The organism is Candidatus Pelagadaptatus aseana, from assembly GCF_040362265.1.
GTDB classification, from domain to species: Bacteria; Pseudomonadota; Gammaproteobacteria; order Pseudomonadales; family Cellvibrionaceae; genus Pelagadaptatus; species Pelagadaptatus aseana.
Map to the genome: position 1 here is coordinate 192,762 of NZ_BAABNJ010000002.1, position 14,957 is coordinate 207,718.

General features: G+C 52.1%; 12 protein-coding genes. 6 read left to right on the forward strand and 6 right to left on the reverse strand.

The window, feature by feature from the left end; genetic code table 11:
• The first annotated feature begins 66 nt into the window (after positions 1–66).
• The gene (gene uca / locus ACPXV9_RS03480) at positions 67–3,675 is read left to right on the forward strand and encodes an urea carboxylase (RefSeq protein ID WP_423894616.1); all 3,609 of its coding nucleotides are present in this window, start codon (positions 67–69) and stop codon (positions 3,673–3,675) included.
• 36 nt (positions 3,676–3,711) lie between these two features.
• Entirely contained in the window at positions 3,712–5,511 is a 1,800-nt protein-coding gene (gene atzF / locus ACPXV9_RS03485; RefSeq protein WP_423894618.1) for an allophanate hydrolase, read from the forward strand.
• 553 nt (positions 5,512–6,064) lie between these two features.
• Here the strand turns inward: atzF and ACPXV9_RS03490 are convergent.
• The gene (locus ACPXV9_RS03490; protein ID WP_423894619.1) at positions 6,065–6,397 is read right to left on the reverse strand and encodes a hypothetical protein; all 333 of its coding nucleotides are present in this window, start codon (positions 6,395–6,397) and stop codon (positions 6,065–6,067) included.
• 185 nt (positions 6,398–6,582) lie between these two features.
• On the opposite strand from ACPXV9_RS03490, the gene ACPXV9_RS03495 reads away from it, so the two are divergent.
• Positions 6,583–6,921 carry a zinc ribbon domain-containing protein YjdM gene (locus ACPXV9_RS03495; RefSeq protein WP_423894620.1) on the forward strand — a complete coding sequence of 113 codons (339 nt, stop codon included), beginning with the start codon at positions 6,583–6,585 and terminating at the stop codon, positions 6,919–6,921.
• 55 nt (positions 6,922–6,976) lie between these two features.
• Here ACPXV9_RS03495 and ACPXV9_RS03500 read toward each other — a convergent pair whose 3' ends face one another.
• The 3 genes from ACPXV9_RS03500 to ACPXV9_RS03510 are packed head-to-tail and all read right to left on the reverse strand — an operon-like array spanning position 6,977 to position 9,973.
• Positions 6,977–7,456, reverse strand: a complete 480-nt coding sequence (locus ACPXV9_RS03500) for an NYN domain-containing protein (RefSeq protein WP_423894621.1) — start codon at positions 7,454–7,456, stop codon at positions 6,977–6,979.
• A 6-nt stretch (positions 7,457–7,462) separates the two neighbouring features.
• Positions 7,463–9,343, reverse strand: coding sequence for an N-acyl-D-amino-acid deacylase family protein (locus tag ACPXV9_RS03505; protein WP_423894622.1), 1,881 nt, complete (start codon positions 9,341–9,343; stop codon positions 7,463–7,465).
• A gap of 33 nt (positions 9,344–9,376) precedes the next feature.
• On the reverse strand, positions 9,377–9,973 hold the full coding sequence (locus tag ACPXV9_RS03510; protein ID WP_423894624.1) for a TetR/AcrR family transcriptional regulator: 597 nt from the start codon (positions 9,971–9,973) through the stop codon (positions 9,377–9,379).
• A gap of 172 nt (positions 9,974–10,145) precedes the next feature.
• Here ACPXV9_RS03510 and ACPXV9_RS03515 point away from each other — a divergent pair, with 172 nt between their 5' ends.
• The 3 genes from ACPXV9_RS03515 to ACPXV9_RS03525 all read left to right on the forward strand — a co-directional run bounded on the left by ACPXV9_RS03515 (position 10,146) and on the right by ACPXV9_RS03525 (position 12,988).
• Complete coding sequence (locus ACPXV9_RS03515; protein WP_423894626.1) at positions 10,146–11,099, forward strand: alpha/beta fold hydrolase; 954 nt, start codon at positions 10,146–10,148, stop codon at positions 11,097–11,099.
• Between the two features lie 89 nt (positions 11,100–11,188).
• Entirely contained in the window at positions 11,189–12,241 is a 1,053-nt protein-coding gene (locus tag ACPXV9_RS03520; RefSeq protein ID WP_423894628.1) for a BamA/TamA family outer membrane protein, read from the forward strand.
• Between the two features lie 120 nt (positions 12,242–12,361).
• Positions 12,362–12,988: a transglycosylase SLT domain-containing protein gene (locus ACPXV9_RS03525; protein WP_423894629.1), complete on the forward strand. Its 627-nt coding sequence runs from the start codon at positions 12,362–12,364 to the stop codon at positions 12,986–12,988.
• A 100-nt stretch (positions 12,989–13,088) separates the two neighbouring features.
• On the opposite strand, the gene ACPXV9_RS03530 is transcribed toward ACPXV9_RS03525, so the two are convergent.
• Together ACPXV9_RS03530 and ACPXV9_RS03535 are read right to left on the reverse strand one after the other, a co-directional pair.
• Positions 13,089–14,144, reverse strand: coding sequence for a hypothetical protein (locus ACPXV9_RS03530; RefSeq protein WP_423894631.1), 1,056 nt, complete (start codon positions 14,142–14,144; stop codon positions 13,089–13,091).
• A 21-nt stretch (positions 14,145–14,165) separates the two neighbouring features.
• On the reverse strand, positions 14,166–14,954 hold the full coding sequence (locus tag ACPXV9_RS03535) for an MBL fold metallo-hydrolase (protein ID WP_423894633.1): 789 nt from the start codon (positions 14,952–14,954) through the stop codon (positions 14,166–14,168).
• Positions 14,955–14,957: the final 3 nt, after the last annotated feature.

Consider the following 14,957-nt stretch of genomic DNA (forward strand, 5'->3'; position numbering starts at 1 on the left):
TAAATACCCTCGATGGACGGCCATCGTTGCATGTGTAAATCCGGGACGGCCCGGTGAAGGTTTGTTATGAGCGAAAATCATTTTACTAAAGTCCTGATCGCCAACCGTGGCGCCATTGCCGCGCGCATTATCCGCACCCTCAATAAAATGGGTGTTGGATCGGTCGCCGTTTATGCCGAGTGTGATGCTGACAGTTTGCACGTCAAACTGGCTGATGAAGCTTACAGTCTGGGTGAAGGTGCCGCGGCTGAAACCTATCTGAATACGGAAAAGCTGTTTGCCATTGTCAAACAAAGCGGCGCCGAGGCCATTCATCCGGGTTATGGTTTTCTCAGTGAAAACGCCAGCTTTGTGCGCAGCTGCGAAGCTCAGGGCATTGCCTTTATCGGCCCCACTCCGGAACAGATGGAGGTGTTTGGCTTAAAGCACAAAGCCAGAGAGTTGGCCGTTAATGCCGGCGTGCCGCTGTCTCCCGGCACCGATTTGTTGACCGACCTGGAGCAGGCCTGTAGTGAGGCTGAAGCCATTGGTTACCCTGTGATGCTCAAGAGCACCGCTGGCGGCGGAGGCATTGGCATGCAGTTGTGCCACAGCGAAGAGGATCTGCGTGGGGCGTTTGATTCGGTGAAACGTCTCGGCGCCAATAACTTTGCCGATGACGGGGTGTTCCTGGAGAAGTTTATTGCCCGCGCCCGGCATATCGAAGTGCAGGTGTTTGCCGACGGTCAGGGCAAGGCGCTGGCGCTGGGTGAGCGAGACTGTTCCAGTCAGCGCCGCAATCAGAAGGTGGTGGAAGAATGTCCTGCACCGAATTTATCCGATGCGGTGCGGAACAAGATTCATCGTACTGCAGAAGACTTGTTGGCCAGCGTTAATTATCGTAATGCCGGTACCGTGGAATTTATTTTTGATGCCGATACCGAAGCATTCTATTTTCTGGAAGTGAATACCCGGTTGCAGGTAGAGCACGGGGTGACCGAGGAAGTTTTCGGGGTGGATCTGGTTGAGTGGATGGTCTCACTGGCGGCCGGTAAAACCTTTGCACTGGATGACCTGCGTCAACAATTGCAGCCCAAGGGTCACGCGATTCAGGTGCGCATTTACGCCGAAGATCCTTATCAGAACTTTCAGCCCTGTGCGGGATTATTGAGCAAGGTGGCGTTTCCTGAGGGCGAAGGTGTACGCATCGATCACTGGGTGGAATCCGGTATTGAGGTGCCGCCGTATTTTGATCCCATGCTTGCCAAAGTCATTGTTTACAGTGACGATCGCCAGAGTGCATTGACCAAGTTACTGCAGACTCTGCAGAAAACCACCCTGTATGGCAGCGAGACCAACCTCGGCTATTTGCAGGCGCTGTGTCAGGACAAAACCCTGTTGCAAGGCGAAGTCACTACCCGTTATCTGAATGATTTCAGCTATCAGCCAGCCCGCATCGACGTCATTCAAGGCGGCACTCAGACCACCATTCAGGATTATCCCGGTCGCAGTGGCTACTGGGATGTGGGTGTGCCCCCTTCCGGGCCTTTCGATTCCCATTCGTTCCAGTTGGCCAATCGCCTGTTGCAAAATCAGCCGGGGGATGCCGGTCTGGAAATCACCATGCAGGGGCCAACTCTGAAATTTGCTTCAGCTTCGCAAATTGTAGTGGCTGGTGCCGAGATTGATGCCAGCCTCGACGGTGAAACTGTACCGCTGTGGCAGGTGATAGATGTCAAACCCGGTCAGCAGTTAAAGCTGGGGCGCGTGGCAGAGCAGGGCGCGCGCAGTTATTTGTGTGTGCGTGGCGGTATTCAATGTCCGGATTATCTGGGATCCAAGTCCACCTTTACTCTGGGGCAGTTTGGCGGTCATAACGGCCGGGCCTTGCGGGCCGGTGATGTATTGCAACTGGATGCTGGCAGTCAAGCCGTTACCCATACGCAACTGCCGGATGCTCTGCGGCCTGTGATTGAAAACACCTGGCAGTTGCGGGTGATCTATGGCCCCCACGGTGCGCCAGACTTTTTTACCGGCGAGGACATTGAAACCTTTTTCAATACGGACTGGGAAATTCACTATAACTCCAGTCGCACCGGTGTACGCCTGATTGGACCCAAACCCAACTGGGCGCGCGATAATGGTGGCGAGGCTGGTTTGCATCCGTCCAATATTCACGACAACGCCTATGCCTTTGGTACCGTCGACTTTACCGGTGATATGCCGGTAATTCTGGGACCCGACGGCCCGTCACTGGGTGGCTTTGTTTGCCCGGCTACGGTAATTACCGCCGATCTATGGAAGCTGGGTCAGCTGCGCGCCGGTGACAAGGTGCGATTTGTGCCGGTTGCCATTGATGATGCGGTCGTCATTGAAAAGCAGCAACGTCAACAGTTACTGGCGTTAAAGCCCATTGTCCAGCCCATTGCGCGGATCGAGCCTGAGACGCCGATTCTGGATTGCCTCAGCGCAGACGCTGTCGGTGATGATGTGGTGTATCGCGCCGCCGGTGATCATTTTCTGCTGGTGGAATACGGCGAGTTGGAACTGGATATCCGGTTGCGTTTTCGCGCCCACGCGCTGATGCAGTGGTTACAGCAAAATCCACTCGATGGCTTGAAGGAGCTGACTCCGGGGATTCGTTCACTGCAAATACACTACGACAGTCAGGTGATTGGTCATCGGGCGTTGATTGATTATTTGCAGCAAGCTGAAAAGATTTTGTCGACGCAATTGAACGAACTCAGTGTGCCGTCGCGTACCGTCCATATTCCCCTGTCGTGGGACGACGAGGCTTGTCGTCTGGCGATTGAGAAATACAGTCAGTCGGTACGTGCCAATGCCCCCTGGTGTCCGAGCAATCTGGAATTTATCCGCCGGATTAATGGTCTGGATTCCATCGAAGATGTCAAAGACATTGTCTTTAACGCCTCCTATTTGGTGATGGGGCTCGGGGATGTCTATCTGGGTGCGCCGGTAGCGACTCCGGTGGACCCGCGCCATCGCCTGGTGACCACCAAGTACAACCCGGCCCGTACATGGACTGCGGAGAACTCCGTGGGTATTGGCGGTTCTTATCTGTGCGTTTACGGTATGGAGGGCCCGGGTGGTTATCAGTTCGTTGGCCGCACCCTGCAAATGTGGAATCGCTATCGTCAGACCAAAGAATTCGAACAGCCCTGGTTGCTGCGCTTCTTTGACCAGATCCGCTTTTACGAGGTCAGCAACGAAGAGTTGCAAACCATTCGCAAGGATTTTCCTCAGGGCCGTTACCCGCTGAAGATTGAAGAGTCCACCTTTAATCTCGGCGAATACCAGCAGTTTCTCAGTGACAATCAGAGCGATATAGAAGCTTTTGTCGAGCACCGCAATGACGCATTTGAGGCCGAGCTTGAGCACTGGCACGCCACGGGGCAGTTCAATTTTGAATCGGATGTGGAAGACGCCGTGGTTGAAGAAGCCAGCTGGGCTGAACACCAGACCGCCGTCGACAGTCCGATGTCAGGCAGTGTCTGGCAGGTGGAAGTGGCCGTAGGAGATCAGGTAAAGGCTGGGCAGGTGTTGATGATTCTGGAATCCATGAAGATGGAAATTTCGGTGCACGCGCCCTGCGATGGTGAAGTGATGCAATTGTTGTCCGACGAGGGCGGACGCATCAATGCCGGACAGGCATTGGTCATCATCGAAGAACAGTAAGAGAAGAGCACAGTAAGAGAAGAGCAAGGATTAAATATGATTGACATGACCCTGTCGGGATTAAAAAAAGCCTACAAAGAAGGCACGTTAACGCCCGCACAAGTAATGGCCGCAGTTCGAGAAAAAGCGGAACAATACAAGGACTACAACATCTGGTTGTACCAGCTGTCGGTCGAAGAAACGCAGCCGTATCTGGATGCGCTGGCTGAAAAAGATCCGTCTTCCTCGCCACTGTGGGGCGTACCCTTTGCCATCAAAGACAATATTGATCTGGCGGGTATTCCCACCACCGCCGGCTGCGAAGAATTTGCCTATACGCCAACAGAGTCGGCTCAGGTGGTGCAGCAGTTGATCGACGCCGGTGCCATTCCGGTGGGTAAAACCAATCTTGATCAGTTTGCCACAGGCTTGAATGGCACCCGGTCGTTTGCCGGTGCCTGTCAAAACAGTTTTAACCCCGAGTATGTCAGTGGTGGTTCCAGCTCCGGCTCGGCTGTCTCCGTAGCGCTGGGTCTGGCCAGTTTCAGTCTGGGTACCGATACCGCCGGTTCCGGTCGCGTGCCGGCCTGCTTTAACAATCTGGTGGGAGTAAAACCGTCCATTGGTTTGCTCTCGGCCAGTGGCATGGTGCCGGCCTGCCGCAGTCTCGATTGCATCAGTATTTTTGCTTACAACAGCGATGACGCCAACACCATTCTCGACTGCGCCGAAGGGTTTGATATCCGTGATGGTTACAGTCGCCACAATCCATTCTCCAACCAGGCGCGGCAGTATGGTTTGCGTCAGGGCCCATTGAAAGTGGGGGTGATACCGCAACAGCAACTGCAGTTTTTTGGTTGTGACGATTACCAAAAATCCTACCAGAGAACCCTGACTCAATTGGCGGATCAGGGGTTTGAGTTTGTCGAAATCGACTATGCGCCGTTTGATGAGGCGGCCAAGTTACTCTACGAAGGCCCCTGGGTGTCCGAGCGCTATATTGCGGCGCAACCGCTGATCGATGACAACCCCGAGGCCATTTTCCCGGTGGTGCGTGACATCATTGCGCCGGGTGGCAAACCGCCGGCAACGGATTTGTTCAAGGCGCAGTATCGCCTCAACGATTTAAAGCAATTGTGTCTGGATCAGTTAAAGCAATTTGATTGTTTGCTCACGCCTACGGCCGGTCGTCACTTTACCATTGCGGAAATGCTGGAGGAGCCGATTCTGCGCAACAGTCAGCTGGGTTACTACACCAACTTTATGAACCTGTTGGATATGGCAGCGGTTTCTGTGCCAACCGACTTTACCGACAATGGCATGCCGTTTGGTATTACTCTGGTAGGTAATCATTTCAGCGATCGTGCGCTGTTGTCGATTGCCAACCGCATTCAGCAATCAATTGGGATGACCGTGGCGGCTCTGGATTATCCGCAACCGCCTTTGGCTGATAATCCGGTCATCGATACGGCCTGTATCGATGTCCTGGTTTGTGGTGCCCACCTCGATGGTCTGCCGTTGAACTGGCAGCTGCGTGAACGGGGAGCGGTGTTGAAAGAAACAACCACAACCACGCCGGATTATAAAATGTATGCGTTGGCCGGAGGGCCACCGTTCCGTCCCGGCTTGGTGTACAGCGAAGGCGAGGGGGCGGCCATTGATGTGGAAATCTGGTCTGTTCCAGCCGATCAGTTTGGCAGTTTTGTTGCAGGTATTCCCGCGCCCTTGGGAATTGGCAAGGTCAAGGTCAGCGATGGCCGCATGGTTACCGGATTTATCTGTGAACCATACGGTGTCGAGGGTGCCGAAGATGTGACGCACTTTGGTGGTTGGCGTGCCTATATGAAATCCCGTTAACTGCAATTCTGTTAACTCCGAGCTTTTACAACAGCTGCGCTAAATGCAGCCGAGTTAATACCCTACGCTCAACTAAGTCTCAAATCTGAATTCTCTGTGATTCAGGTTTGAGACGCTGTTCACAGTTTTAACCATTCTTAACCGCTTTACCAAAGCTTTGGCATTTTTTGCCATTGTGGCAGAAAGCTGCTGTCACTAATATCTCGTTCACAAAGTGCCAAAGCAAAAAGTTCTGGTGCTTTCCTACCTATAAAAATTCCAATAAGGCAATAAGCGAAATACATAACTAAAACGAAAAGCTTGAAACAACAGCAAAGCATGGATCGGTTTTTTACCGTTTGATTGATCTTTCGAGGTTTTAGTTATGAATACAGAAACAACCCGTTTTTACGGTACCGCAGTTATCTTTGTTGGATTTTTTACCGTCGGAGTTGCGTTAAATTTGCTGCCGATGTGATGCTCCATCACCATCTCTGAAATGATGACTTGCCTCGCTTTACGCTGGGTAAGTCATTCGCTCAGTATGGCCAGTCGTGGTAATGGCCGAATGTCATTAACCGTAAAGATGCATATAGGTATTGATCAGGGCATAGCCGATGGTTACAAGGTAAATCAGAAATCCTACCCAATAGGCGGCGAGATTTTTGGTGGGAACGGCAAAGCCAAAAAATGCCCTGTTGATATCGGCAATAAAATCATCCAGTTCGTCACTTTCCTGTTTTTTAACCAAACGGTTCAGTTGTCGCGAATCCCTTGAGGTTTTGATGATAAACAGAGCGACCACCAGCATTAGCAGAAGTAGCTGCAGGAACCACGGTGCACTGTAGATGGCAAGGGAGCTGATGCCCAGAAACTCTCCGTTGATGTTGATTCTGTCTTCGACCATAGATCTTTTAAACCTTGGGTGAAAAGTGATCTGCTAAGTATAGATCAGTGATTTCTGCCGGGTAATGTCGTGGGTAATTAATGCAGGTTTTAGTACATCTTTAAAACTCTGGGGTCTAGAATAGAGGGGTGTCAGAACAGTATCGGCTGACTTGTTCCCAATATCCTTTGCATGAAGTAATTATTATGTCCCTGCCTCCTTGCCCCAAATGCAACTCTGAATACGTGTATCAGGATCAGGCTTTACTGATCTGTCCCGAATGCGGCTATGAATGGAATCCTTCGGAAGCATCAGAAGATGAGGATACTTTTACCGTCAAAGACTCCAACGGCACCTTGCTGGAAGCCGGAGACAAGGTGACCTTTGTCAAAGATTTGAAGGTTAAAGGCAGTTCTCAGGTGTTGAAAATTGGCACCAAGGCCGTGATTCGCCGTATTGTCGAGGGCAAGGATCACGAACTGGACTGCAAAGTATCCGGTGCCGGTGAGATGATGATTACCGCCAAATTCGTTAAAAAGGCCTGAACACCCGTTTCAGGCTCAGCCCAGTGGCTTCTGACTTAGCCCAGTAGCTTCAGACTTAACTCAGTAACAGGGGCCCCTGAATCGGATGGAAGCGGGTTGCGGCTTTGATCAGTGATTGTGCTGTCAGTGGTTCTGCGCCGTAGACTTCAACCCGCTTGCCTCTGTCATGGCGCAGCTTTTCTACCAGAATATCGAAATCGCCATCACCGGATACCAGTACCACGGTGTCAACCTGATCGGCGTACTCCAGTGCGTCGATGGTAATGCCGACATCCCAGTCGCCTTTGGATGATCCATCGGTACGCTGAATGTAGGGTTTGAGTTTTACCTCAAACCCTATGGCGCGAAGGATATTCTGGAATTGCCGCTGTTTTTCATCGCCGCGATCGACGGCGTAGGCAATGGCCTTGACCAGTTGCTGGCCCGACGTGGCCTGTGACCAAAACCGGTTGTAATCGAAGTTTTGGCCAAAGGCCTGCCGGGTGGTGTAGTAGACATTCTGAACATCCACCAGAATCAAAATGCGTTCGCTCATGGTGTTTTATCGGTTGTTGGCGCGCAATAGTTGCCCCATGGGGGTTTTGCCCAGATCGCTGGAGAAGTCGTTGTCTTCCCAGGCGACCTTGCCGCTCACCATCACCAGAGGCACAACGCCTTCAGAGCGATTCACCAGTTGATGATGGTTGTACTCTTCCCGGTGAACCCGGGCGACGTTGGCTTCACCATCGTAGCTGGCCAGTTGTTCTGGGTCGATCAGAATCAGGTCGGCTTTGTCGCCGACGTTGATGCTGCCACCTTCGACATTGAACAGATTGGCGGCGTCTTTGGTCAGGCGCTTAACCATGTAACTGACGTCCTGATCACCACCTTCGGCAGCCAGTTTCAGGCTGCGCAGATTCACATCATAAAAGGCCATATTGGTCAGATGCGCACCGGAGTCATTAAATCCGGGCAACAGTTTGGGGTCCATGATCAGTTTGCGGGTGGTGATTGGATCGCGATTGGCGGTAACGGTGCACCAGCTCAGATCGGTGTCGAAGGTGCGCAGCATCTGCAACATAAAATCGGCTTCATCGCTGATCCAGAAAAAATCCGTGGCCACCAGCAGCTGTTCAGCTTCAGTCATGTCGGCCGGCTCCTGACCTTTTTTGATGTGCTTGACCCGATCAAACAACGTTTGAAAATCCATGCCTTGCCAGTGCGCCATCGGACAGACGTCTACGGTCATATCCGCCAGGGTACGATTAAAGGCGTAGTCTTCCATATTGAGCAGGCGCTTGATCCGGTCGATGCCAAAACCCTTTTTGCCTTTGAGCCACATGGCGCGAAATGTCTGGATGTAATCCGGGTCATTCAGGATCTTCTGGCGGGCTTCACGGTCTTCAAGATCGGTTTCATTGAGGCGGCGCAATTCAGGTATCTCTTCGGCCAGAGGTGTTACGGCGCCATCGGACCAGGTCTTGAACGGAGCTCCAAGTGCCTGCATGTAAAAGTCGCCTTGCAAAAAACGGCTGTTGAGCAGCCGCGACAGTATTTTGCCAAGACGCATGATTTTCCAGTTATTGAAAATATCCAGAGCTGCGACCACGGTGGTTTTCAGAGCTTTGCCGTGCAGGCGGCCACTGGTCAGCAGGAATATTTTCAAGGTGCCCAGGGGGCTGTCTTTGGGTGGTGTGGCCTGCCACACAGCACCCTTGTCACGCAGGATGTTCGTCAGGGTTTTCAGCTCGTCGTATTTGGCAAACTGGGTCGGGATGGTTTTATCGCAGTGGGCCTTGCTGGCCAGATAGTGAAAGGGCAGGGCATCGGTGGACAGGCCAACGTAACCCATATCCACGGCATCACTCAGGGTGGTTTTCATTTTGCGCATTTCGTGGTGATCCGGGTCGCGGCTGATACTGGCTTCAAAACCCATGGCGTCGATTCGCAGCATGGAATGAGGCAGCAGGGTGGCGACATTGGGACCCAGATTCAGACCCTCAAGGTGAGTCAGATAATCCTTGGGAGTGTGCCAGTCGACGCTGTCGGCGCAGTTGCGCAAAATGGACTTGGGGACATTTTCAACCCGGGCAAAGCAATCGACGATGGGATCGTTGCGGCCGTCACGCTGATTGCCGAAGGCAAGACCCAGGCTGCAATTGGCAATCACTACCGAGGTGGTGCCGTGGCGAATGGATTCCGGCAAGCCCGGTGAGACTTCCAGTTCCAGATCGTAGTGGGTGTGGATATCAAACAGTCCCGGTGTCAGCCACAGGCCCTTGCCATCAATGACCCGTTTGGCGTTGGTGGTGTCGAGGTTTTTGCCTCTCGCTGCCACCTTGCCATTGGTGACGGCCAGATCTTCGATAACGGCGGTTTTGCCTTCGTTAAATACCTTGGCGTCTTTGATCACCAGATCGTAGTGGTTGTTGGCTTCGCTCATGGATGTGACTCCGTGTGTTGTTATTGTTGTGGTTTAGTGCTGACAGTCGAAATAACAGGCCAGCATTCTGGCGCCCAGATCGAGGGTTTCCTGCTTGCCGGTATCCGGGTTACCAAATACATGCCGGTGTACCAATCCCTCCGCCATCGCAAACAGGTTGTAGGCAACGGCTTCCGGATTGTCCTTGTTAAAGGTTTTTACAAACTGGCGTACCTTGTCTTCCATAATGTCTTCAGAGCGCAGCAGGATGGCATCGAGTTCGGGGTCGTTGACACGACGCTGTTCCAGAACCTGATGCAACTCGGCTTCGGCCTCGTGGTAGCTGTAGATAAGCTCCAGAACGTCGCGAAACAGGTCTTCGGTGGATGGGGCCGCTGTTTCGATCACTCTGGCGGCCAGTTCCGGCATGGCCTGATAGATCTCATCGCGCTTTTTCTGGGCGATAACCCGCAGCATGTCGTCTTTGTTATCAAAATATTGGTAGAAGGTACCCGTTGCCACTTCGGCCTTTGCCGCAATGGTTTTGGCCGTTGTGGCTTCATAGCCGTTTTCGGCAAAGCTGATTTGGGCGGCGTTTACCAGTGCGGCGCGTTTTTCCAGCGCGCGCTTTTGGGTGGGTAAGGGCTTCATGCATCAATTTCCGGATAGCTGTTTTGATTAAATTAAGATCTAAATTGAACTAGACGTCAAGTTCTGTTTGTGTTTTATTTGTGGGGGTATAAGGGGTAATCCATCTGCTAGGTCATGGGTCAGTATCGGCCTCAAACTAGCTTGGCAGAATAATAATGGGAGAGATATCTGGATGTCTGACAACTTGCAACGCATCAATCAGGATGACGCAACTTCCGAGCCGAGCACCGCCCGCCGGGGGGTGGAAGAGGAGGTTTTACACTGGCGCCAGCGGGGCCAGTACCGAGAGCTCAATGGCCACAAAATCTTCACCATGGATGAAGGTGATCTGGATCAACCGGTTATTGTGTTGATTCACGGTTTCCCCACCTGCAGTTGGGACTGGCTGCCACTGTGGCAAGACCTGCGGCAAAACTTCAGGCTGATCAGTCTGGACATGCTGGGCTTTGGTTTGTCGGAAAAACCGGACAGGCGTAACTACACCATTCATGGTCAGGCAGACCTGTTTGAGTCGCTGCTCGCAGAGTTGGGCATTAAAAAATACCACATTCTGGCCCACGATTACGGTGATACTGTGGCTCAGGAGTTGCTGGCGCGACAGCTCGAAGGCAAGGGTGTCGGACAGTGGTTGTCGGGCTGTTTTCTCAATGGTGGCCTGTTTCCGGAAACCCACCGCGCGTTGTTAACCCAGAAACTGCTGTTGTCACCACTCGGTGCGCTGGTCAACAGCTTTAACGGCTTTGGCAAATTCTCGAAAAACTTCAGCCATGTGTTTGGCCCCAAGACCAAACCCAGTGAGTGGGAGCTTCAGGTTTTCTGGCGCTTTATCAATGAAAATAACGGCAAACACCTGTTCCACAACCTGATTACCTACATGCGCGATCGCAAGCAGCACCGCCAGCGCTGGGTGGAGGCTCTGCAGAACGCCACCATGCCTTTGGCTGTTATCAATGGCTCTAAAGACCCGGTTTCCGGCAGTCATATGGTGGCGCGCTATCAACAGCTGGAGTGTCGTCTAGACTATCTGGGGGAGATGGCGGAGATTGGGCACTACCCTCAGGTAGAGGCACCTGATCTGGTTTTAACACATTACCGTAACTTTTTAACACAGATAAGCGCCGTCTGAGTCGTCACCCTTGTTGCCTTTGCATGGTGTCTGTGAACGGTGTTTGAGAGTGTCTGACTCAGGCGCTGGTTACTCGGGGAAGGTGTGTTATGTCAAGAATGTTGAAATGGACAACTCCACTACTGGCTCTGGGTTTCAGTGCCGGTGCTTGTTGGGCTGCCGATGCGGAACCTGAAAAACAAAAGAATTTTGCCGTGGCACCCATTGTGTCATCCAGTCCGTCTTTTGGTACTGGCTTGGGCGCGACATCCTCCTATCTCTATCAGACCCCAACCGGTGATCGCCCCTCTCAGGTGCTGGCAGCCTTTCAGTATTCAAATACCGACAGTTATTCCGCCTTCGCCCGCAATCAGGCCTATTGGGCCGGTGACAACAAACGGGCAACCACCGCTGCAGGGTTGATTCGGGTTCGCAATGATTTTGACGGTGCCGAATTCGATACCAAGGCGATACTGGCGTTTCATCGCCAGCACTGGCGGATCACGGATCATTGGCTGCTGGGGTTTAATGCCACCGCGATTTTAAGCGAATACTCGGCACGCAATGCTCTGGGGCAAGGTTTTATCGCGGCCACCGGAGCCAGTGATAACGACGTCTTTGGTTTGGGTCTGTCTGCGGAATACGATACCCGCGATAATCACTTCTACCCCTACAGCGGCTCGCTGTTTCAGGTCAATACATTTTCCTATATGGATGCACTGGGTTCGGACGAAGACTACGACGTGTATGAAGTCAGTTATGGCAAGTACCTGCCAATGGCCGAATACGATGTGCTGGCGTTGGGTTTTTTCGGTCGCTATGTGTCCGATGATGCTCCCTATTCGGGTGAGTCCTATCTGGGGCGGCGCAGTTATTTGCGTGGCTTTAACGCCGGAGAAGCCTCAGGTACCGACCTCACCGGAGTACAGGCGGAGTACCGCTATTATATTTCGGATACCTGGAAACTGGTGGGCTTTGCCGGCGCGGTGGACCTGCGCGGGGGCAGTGCCGAAGACCGCAACCAGGAAGATGTCTATTACAGTGCCGGGGTGGGGCTGCGCTACGCCATTCAGCCGGCCAGTCGGGTTCACCTGCGCTTTGATATTGCCGCGGGCAATGACGACAATCAGGGATTTTACATCGGTTTGCAGGAGGCTTTTTAAAACCGCAGTGTGACCCCGCAACACATTCGCTAAAGATTAGCCCACATCATTTGAATCACTGACATTTGATAATTGCCTGAACTCATCGGGATACCTCTTCAGACGACGAGGGCAATGCAAATGTTGATACAGCAGACTTCAAGATATCTTATTGCGGCCACTGCCTGGGTAGTGGGGGCTGTCAGTAGTATGTGCGCCTTCTTTTTCCTGACTTCAGTAGCCGCCTATCTGTTTGTGCCCGTTGATCAACAGCGTATGGAGAAAACACTGGCTGTCATATCCATGGCTGTTGTCGCCAGTGATGAGTTGCGAGAAAAGCAGATTCAGGCATCGATCAAACGTTTATTTCCCCACGCCGAAGAAATTGAAAAGTTACCCTATTGGATTCTTTCCGCGGCGCAGATGCACGACCTTGATCCTTTTCTGCTGACGTCGGTGATCGCTCAGGAATCCAGTTTTCGAGTCAATGTTACGTCCTGGGCAGGCGCAGTCGGATTGGCGCAGATCAAACCCAACTTTTGGCAGGACGAATGTGGTCTGGATGTCAGTGACCCCTATAACAATGTGATCTGTTCGGCCTTCGTATTAAAGACTTTCAAGGATCGCTACAAAAAGTTGGACAAGGCGCTGGCCATGTATAACGTTGGACCCGGAAACTACCAGCGCAGTGCCCGCTATCGGGCCGCTGGTTATCGTTATGCAAGCTCGGTGATGAGCTACAATTCCCGCTTTACGACCTCGGGCTAACCGAGTTGTTAACTCGGCAGAATCTGACAGCCACATATGATGCCAGTATCGGACGTTGTCTTGACTGTGGCTGCCTCTGCAGAGTCGGGTAATAATGCGTCTAAACCTGAATAAAAAAATGCGCCAGAAAGCCCTTGATTGATGACAAATCACGGGTTTTATCGCCATAGACGCCATCGAGTGAATATCGGCTGACGGCTTTGGCAAACAGTTTTTCGTGATAGAAAAATTGTTCGGCAAAGGCCTTGTCATCATGATGCGCTGCCAGATAGGCAGAAATCAGGGTGCCGGCATGCATGGGGATGGGGTTGTCCATGATCTCTGTAATCTGGCCCGATGCATTGCGAACCAGTATTAAAAAACCATCGCTGATGACCATGCCGTTGCGCAATCTGCCGCGATAGAGCAGGTAGGTTCGGTTACCCTCAGTTGCCTGGGTAGTGAAGGTGCAGTGTTCATAGAAATTGGCAACCAGTCCCATACAATGGCTGACCCTGTTTTTCCCTTTGAGCGTGTTGGCGACATAGCTGCCGGAAAGCTCCACATCGTCGGCCAGAAGGTTGATGAATTCGCTGCTCAGACCAGACCGGAACGCATCGATATAGGCTGCTTCCGAGACATCCGAGGTCGCTTTGAAGTCAAGGGTGTTTCTTGGAAACTGATGATCAAGCCCGTATTTTTTCAGCGCCTTTTTATGGAACAGGGCAACGGTGCCTTTGCCTGTTGGGCCTTTTACAAAGTGCTCCGGAAATATAACGGTTTCGGTGAGATTGCGGTGGCCATTGAAGACCTTGATGACTTTGCCTTTCGGATCTTTGGTTAAAACCGTCATACCGGTCATGTGCATATTATTGGCGGTGGTTAAGTCCCACTCCAGAAATTCAATCAGATGGGCCGATGCCTGATGGGTGAAGTCGCAACGCTGATAGAAGTGGCTGGCCCATTGAAATGTCCCTGCTACCTCCTGGCTGCCGTAGTTGATATAGGGGCTGGTAGAGGCGGATTGGGTGACTCGGGGATCAAAAATATTCAGGAACGCATCGATGTCTTTTCTATAAAAAGCATCCGCCCATGAATATTCGGTGACATTGCCCAAACAATTTGGCGGGCGATTATCAGAAACCGTGGAATGTGCTTTGTTGTCAGTGTGTTGCATATTGTTGTCTCGATATCTGAATTATTCGGGAATGACTTGCAGCAGGTTTTCAACCGACGAGCGAGTCACCGGACCAAGATGGGAGGGGAAAAAAGTCGCTGCCTGTGGCGCCAGTTCTGTCAGCAGTGTTTGTGTGCCTTGTTTTAACGCGGGAAAATTGCATTGATAAAAGTGCATGGCCGCCACGGACTGATTGATGAGTCCACCCCGTAGCAGGTCACCGACAAAGGCAACGCCTCCCAAGGTGATCACCAGTGAGCCGGGCGTGTGACCCGGTACGTTGGTGATTTTCGCGGGAGTACCGATCAGGTTGCTGATATCCAGTTGATTCTCGACGAGAATATCCGGTTCGAATTTTTCAAAAGTTCCCTTCTGATCCATGTTATGACGGGCTCTGGCCATCAGACTGGTTGGACAAAGGGTGCCGTTTTTACCTGTGCTGAAATAGCTTAAATCCGCTTTTCCGCCAATGATTTTGACACCGTGTTTCTTCTGAAAATAGGCGGCTGTTCCTGCGTGATCGTGGTGGCCATGGGTTACGATCAGGGCGCTCAGATCCTTGGCCTTAACGCCGCTGGATGCCAGAAAGCTTTCCAGTGCCTGTTGGTGTTTACCAAGGCCGGCATCAATCAACAGGTGTTTGCCCTCAAAGGACACCAGGTGAACATTGGTAAAGTCCTTTGAGAATGTGGCAATGTTCAGGTTGCCTTGTTGGCGCATACCGGCGGAGCTTGGATAGAAGATAAATCCAACCAAAAGCAACAGCGACGCAATCGTGGCTATGGCGATGAGTTTCAGCTTGAGTGTCATAAC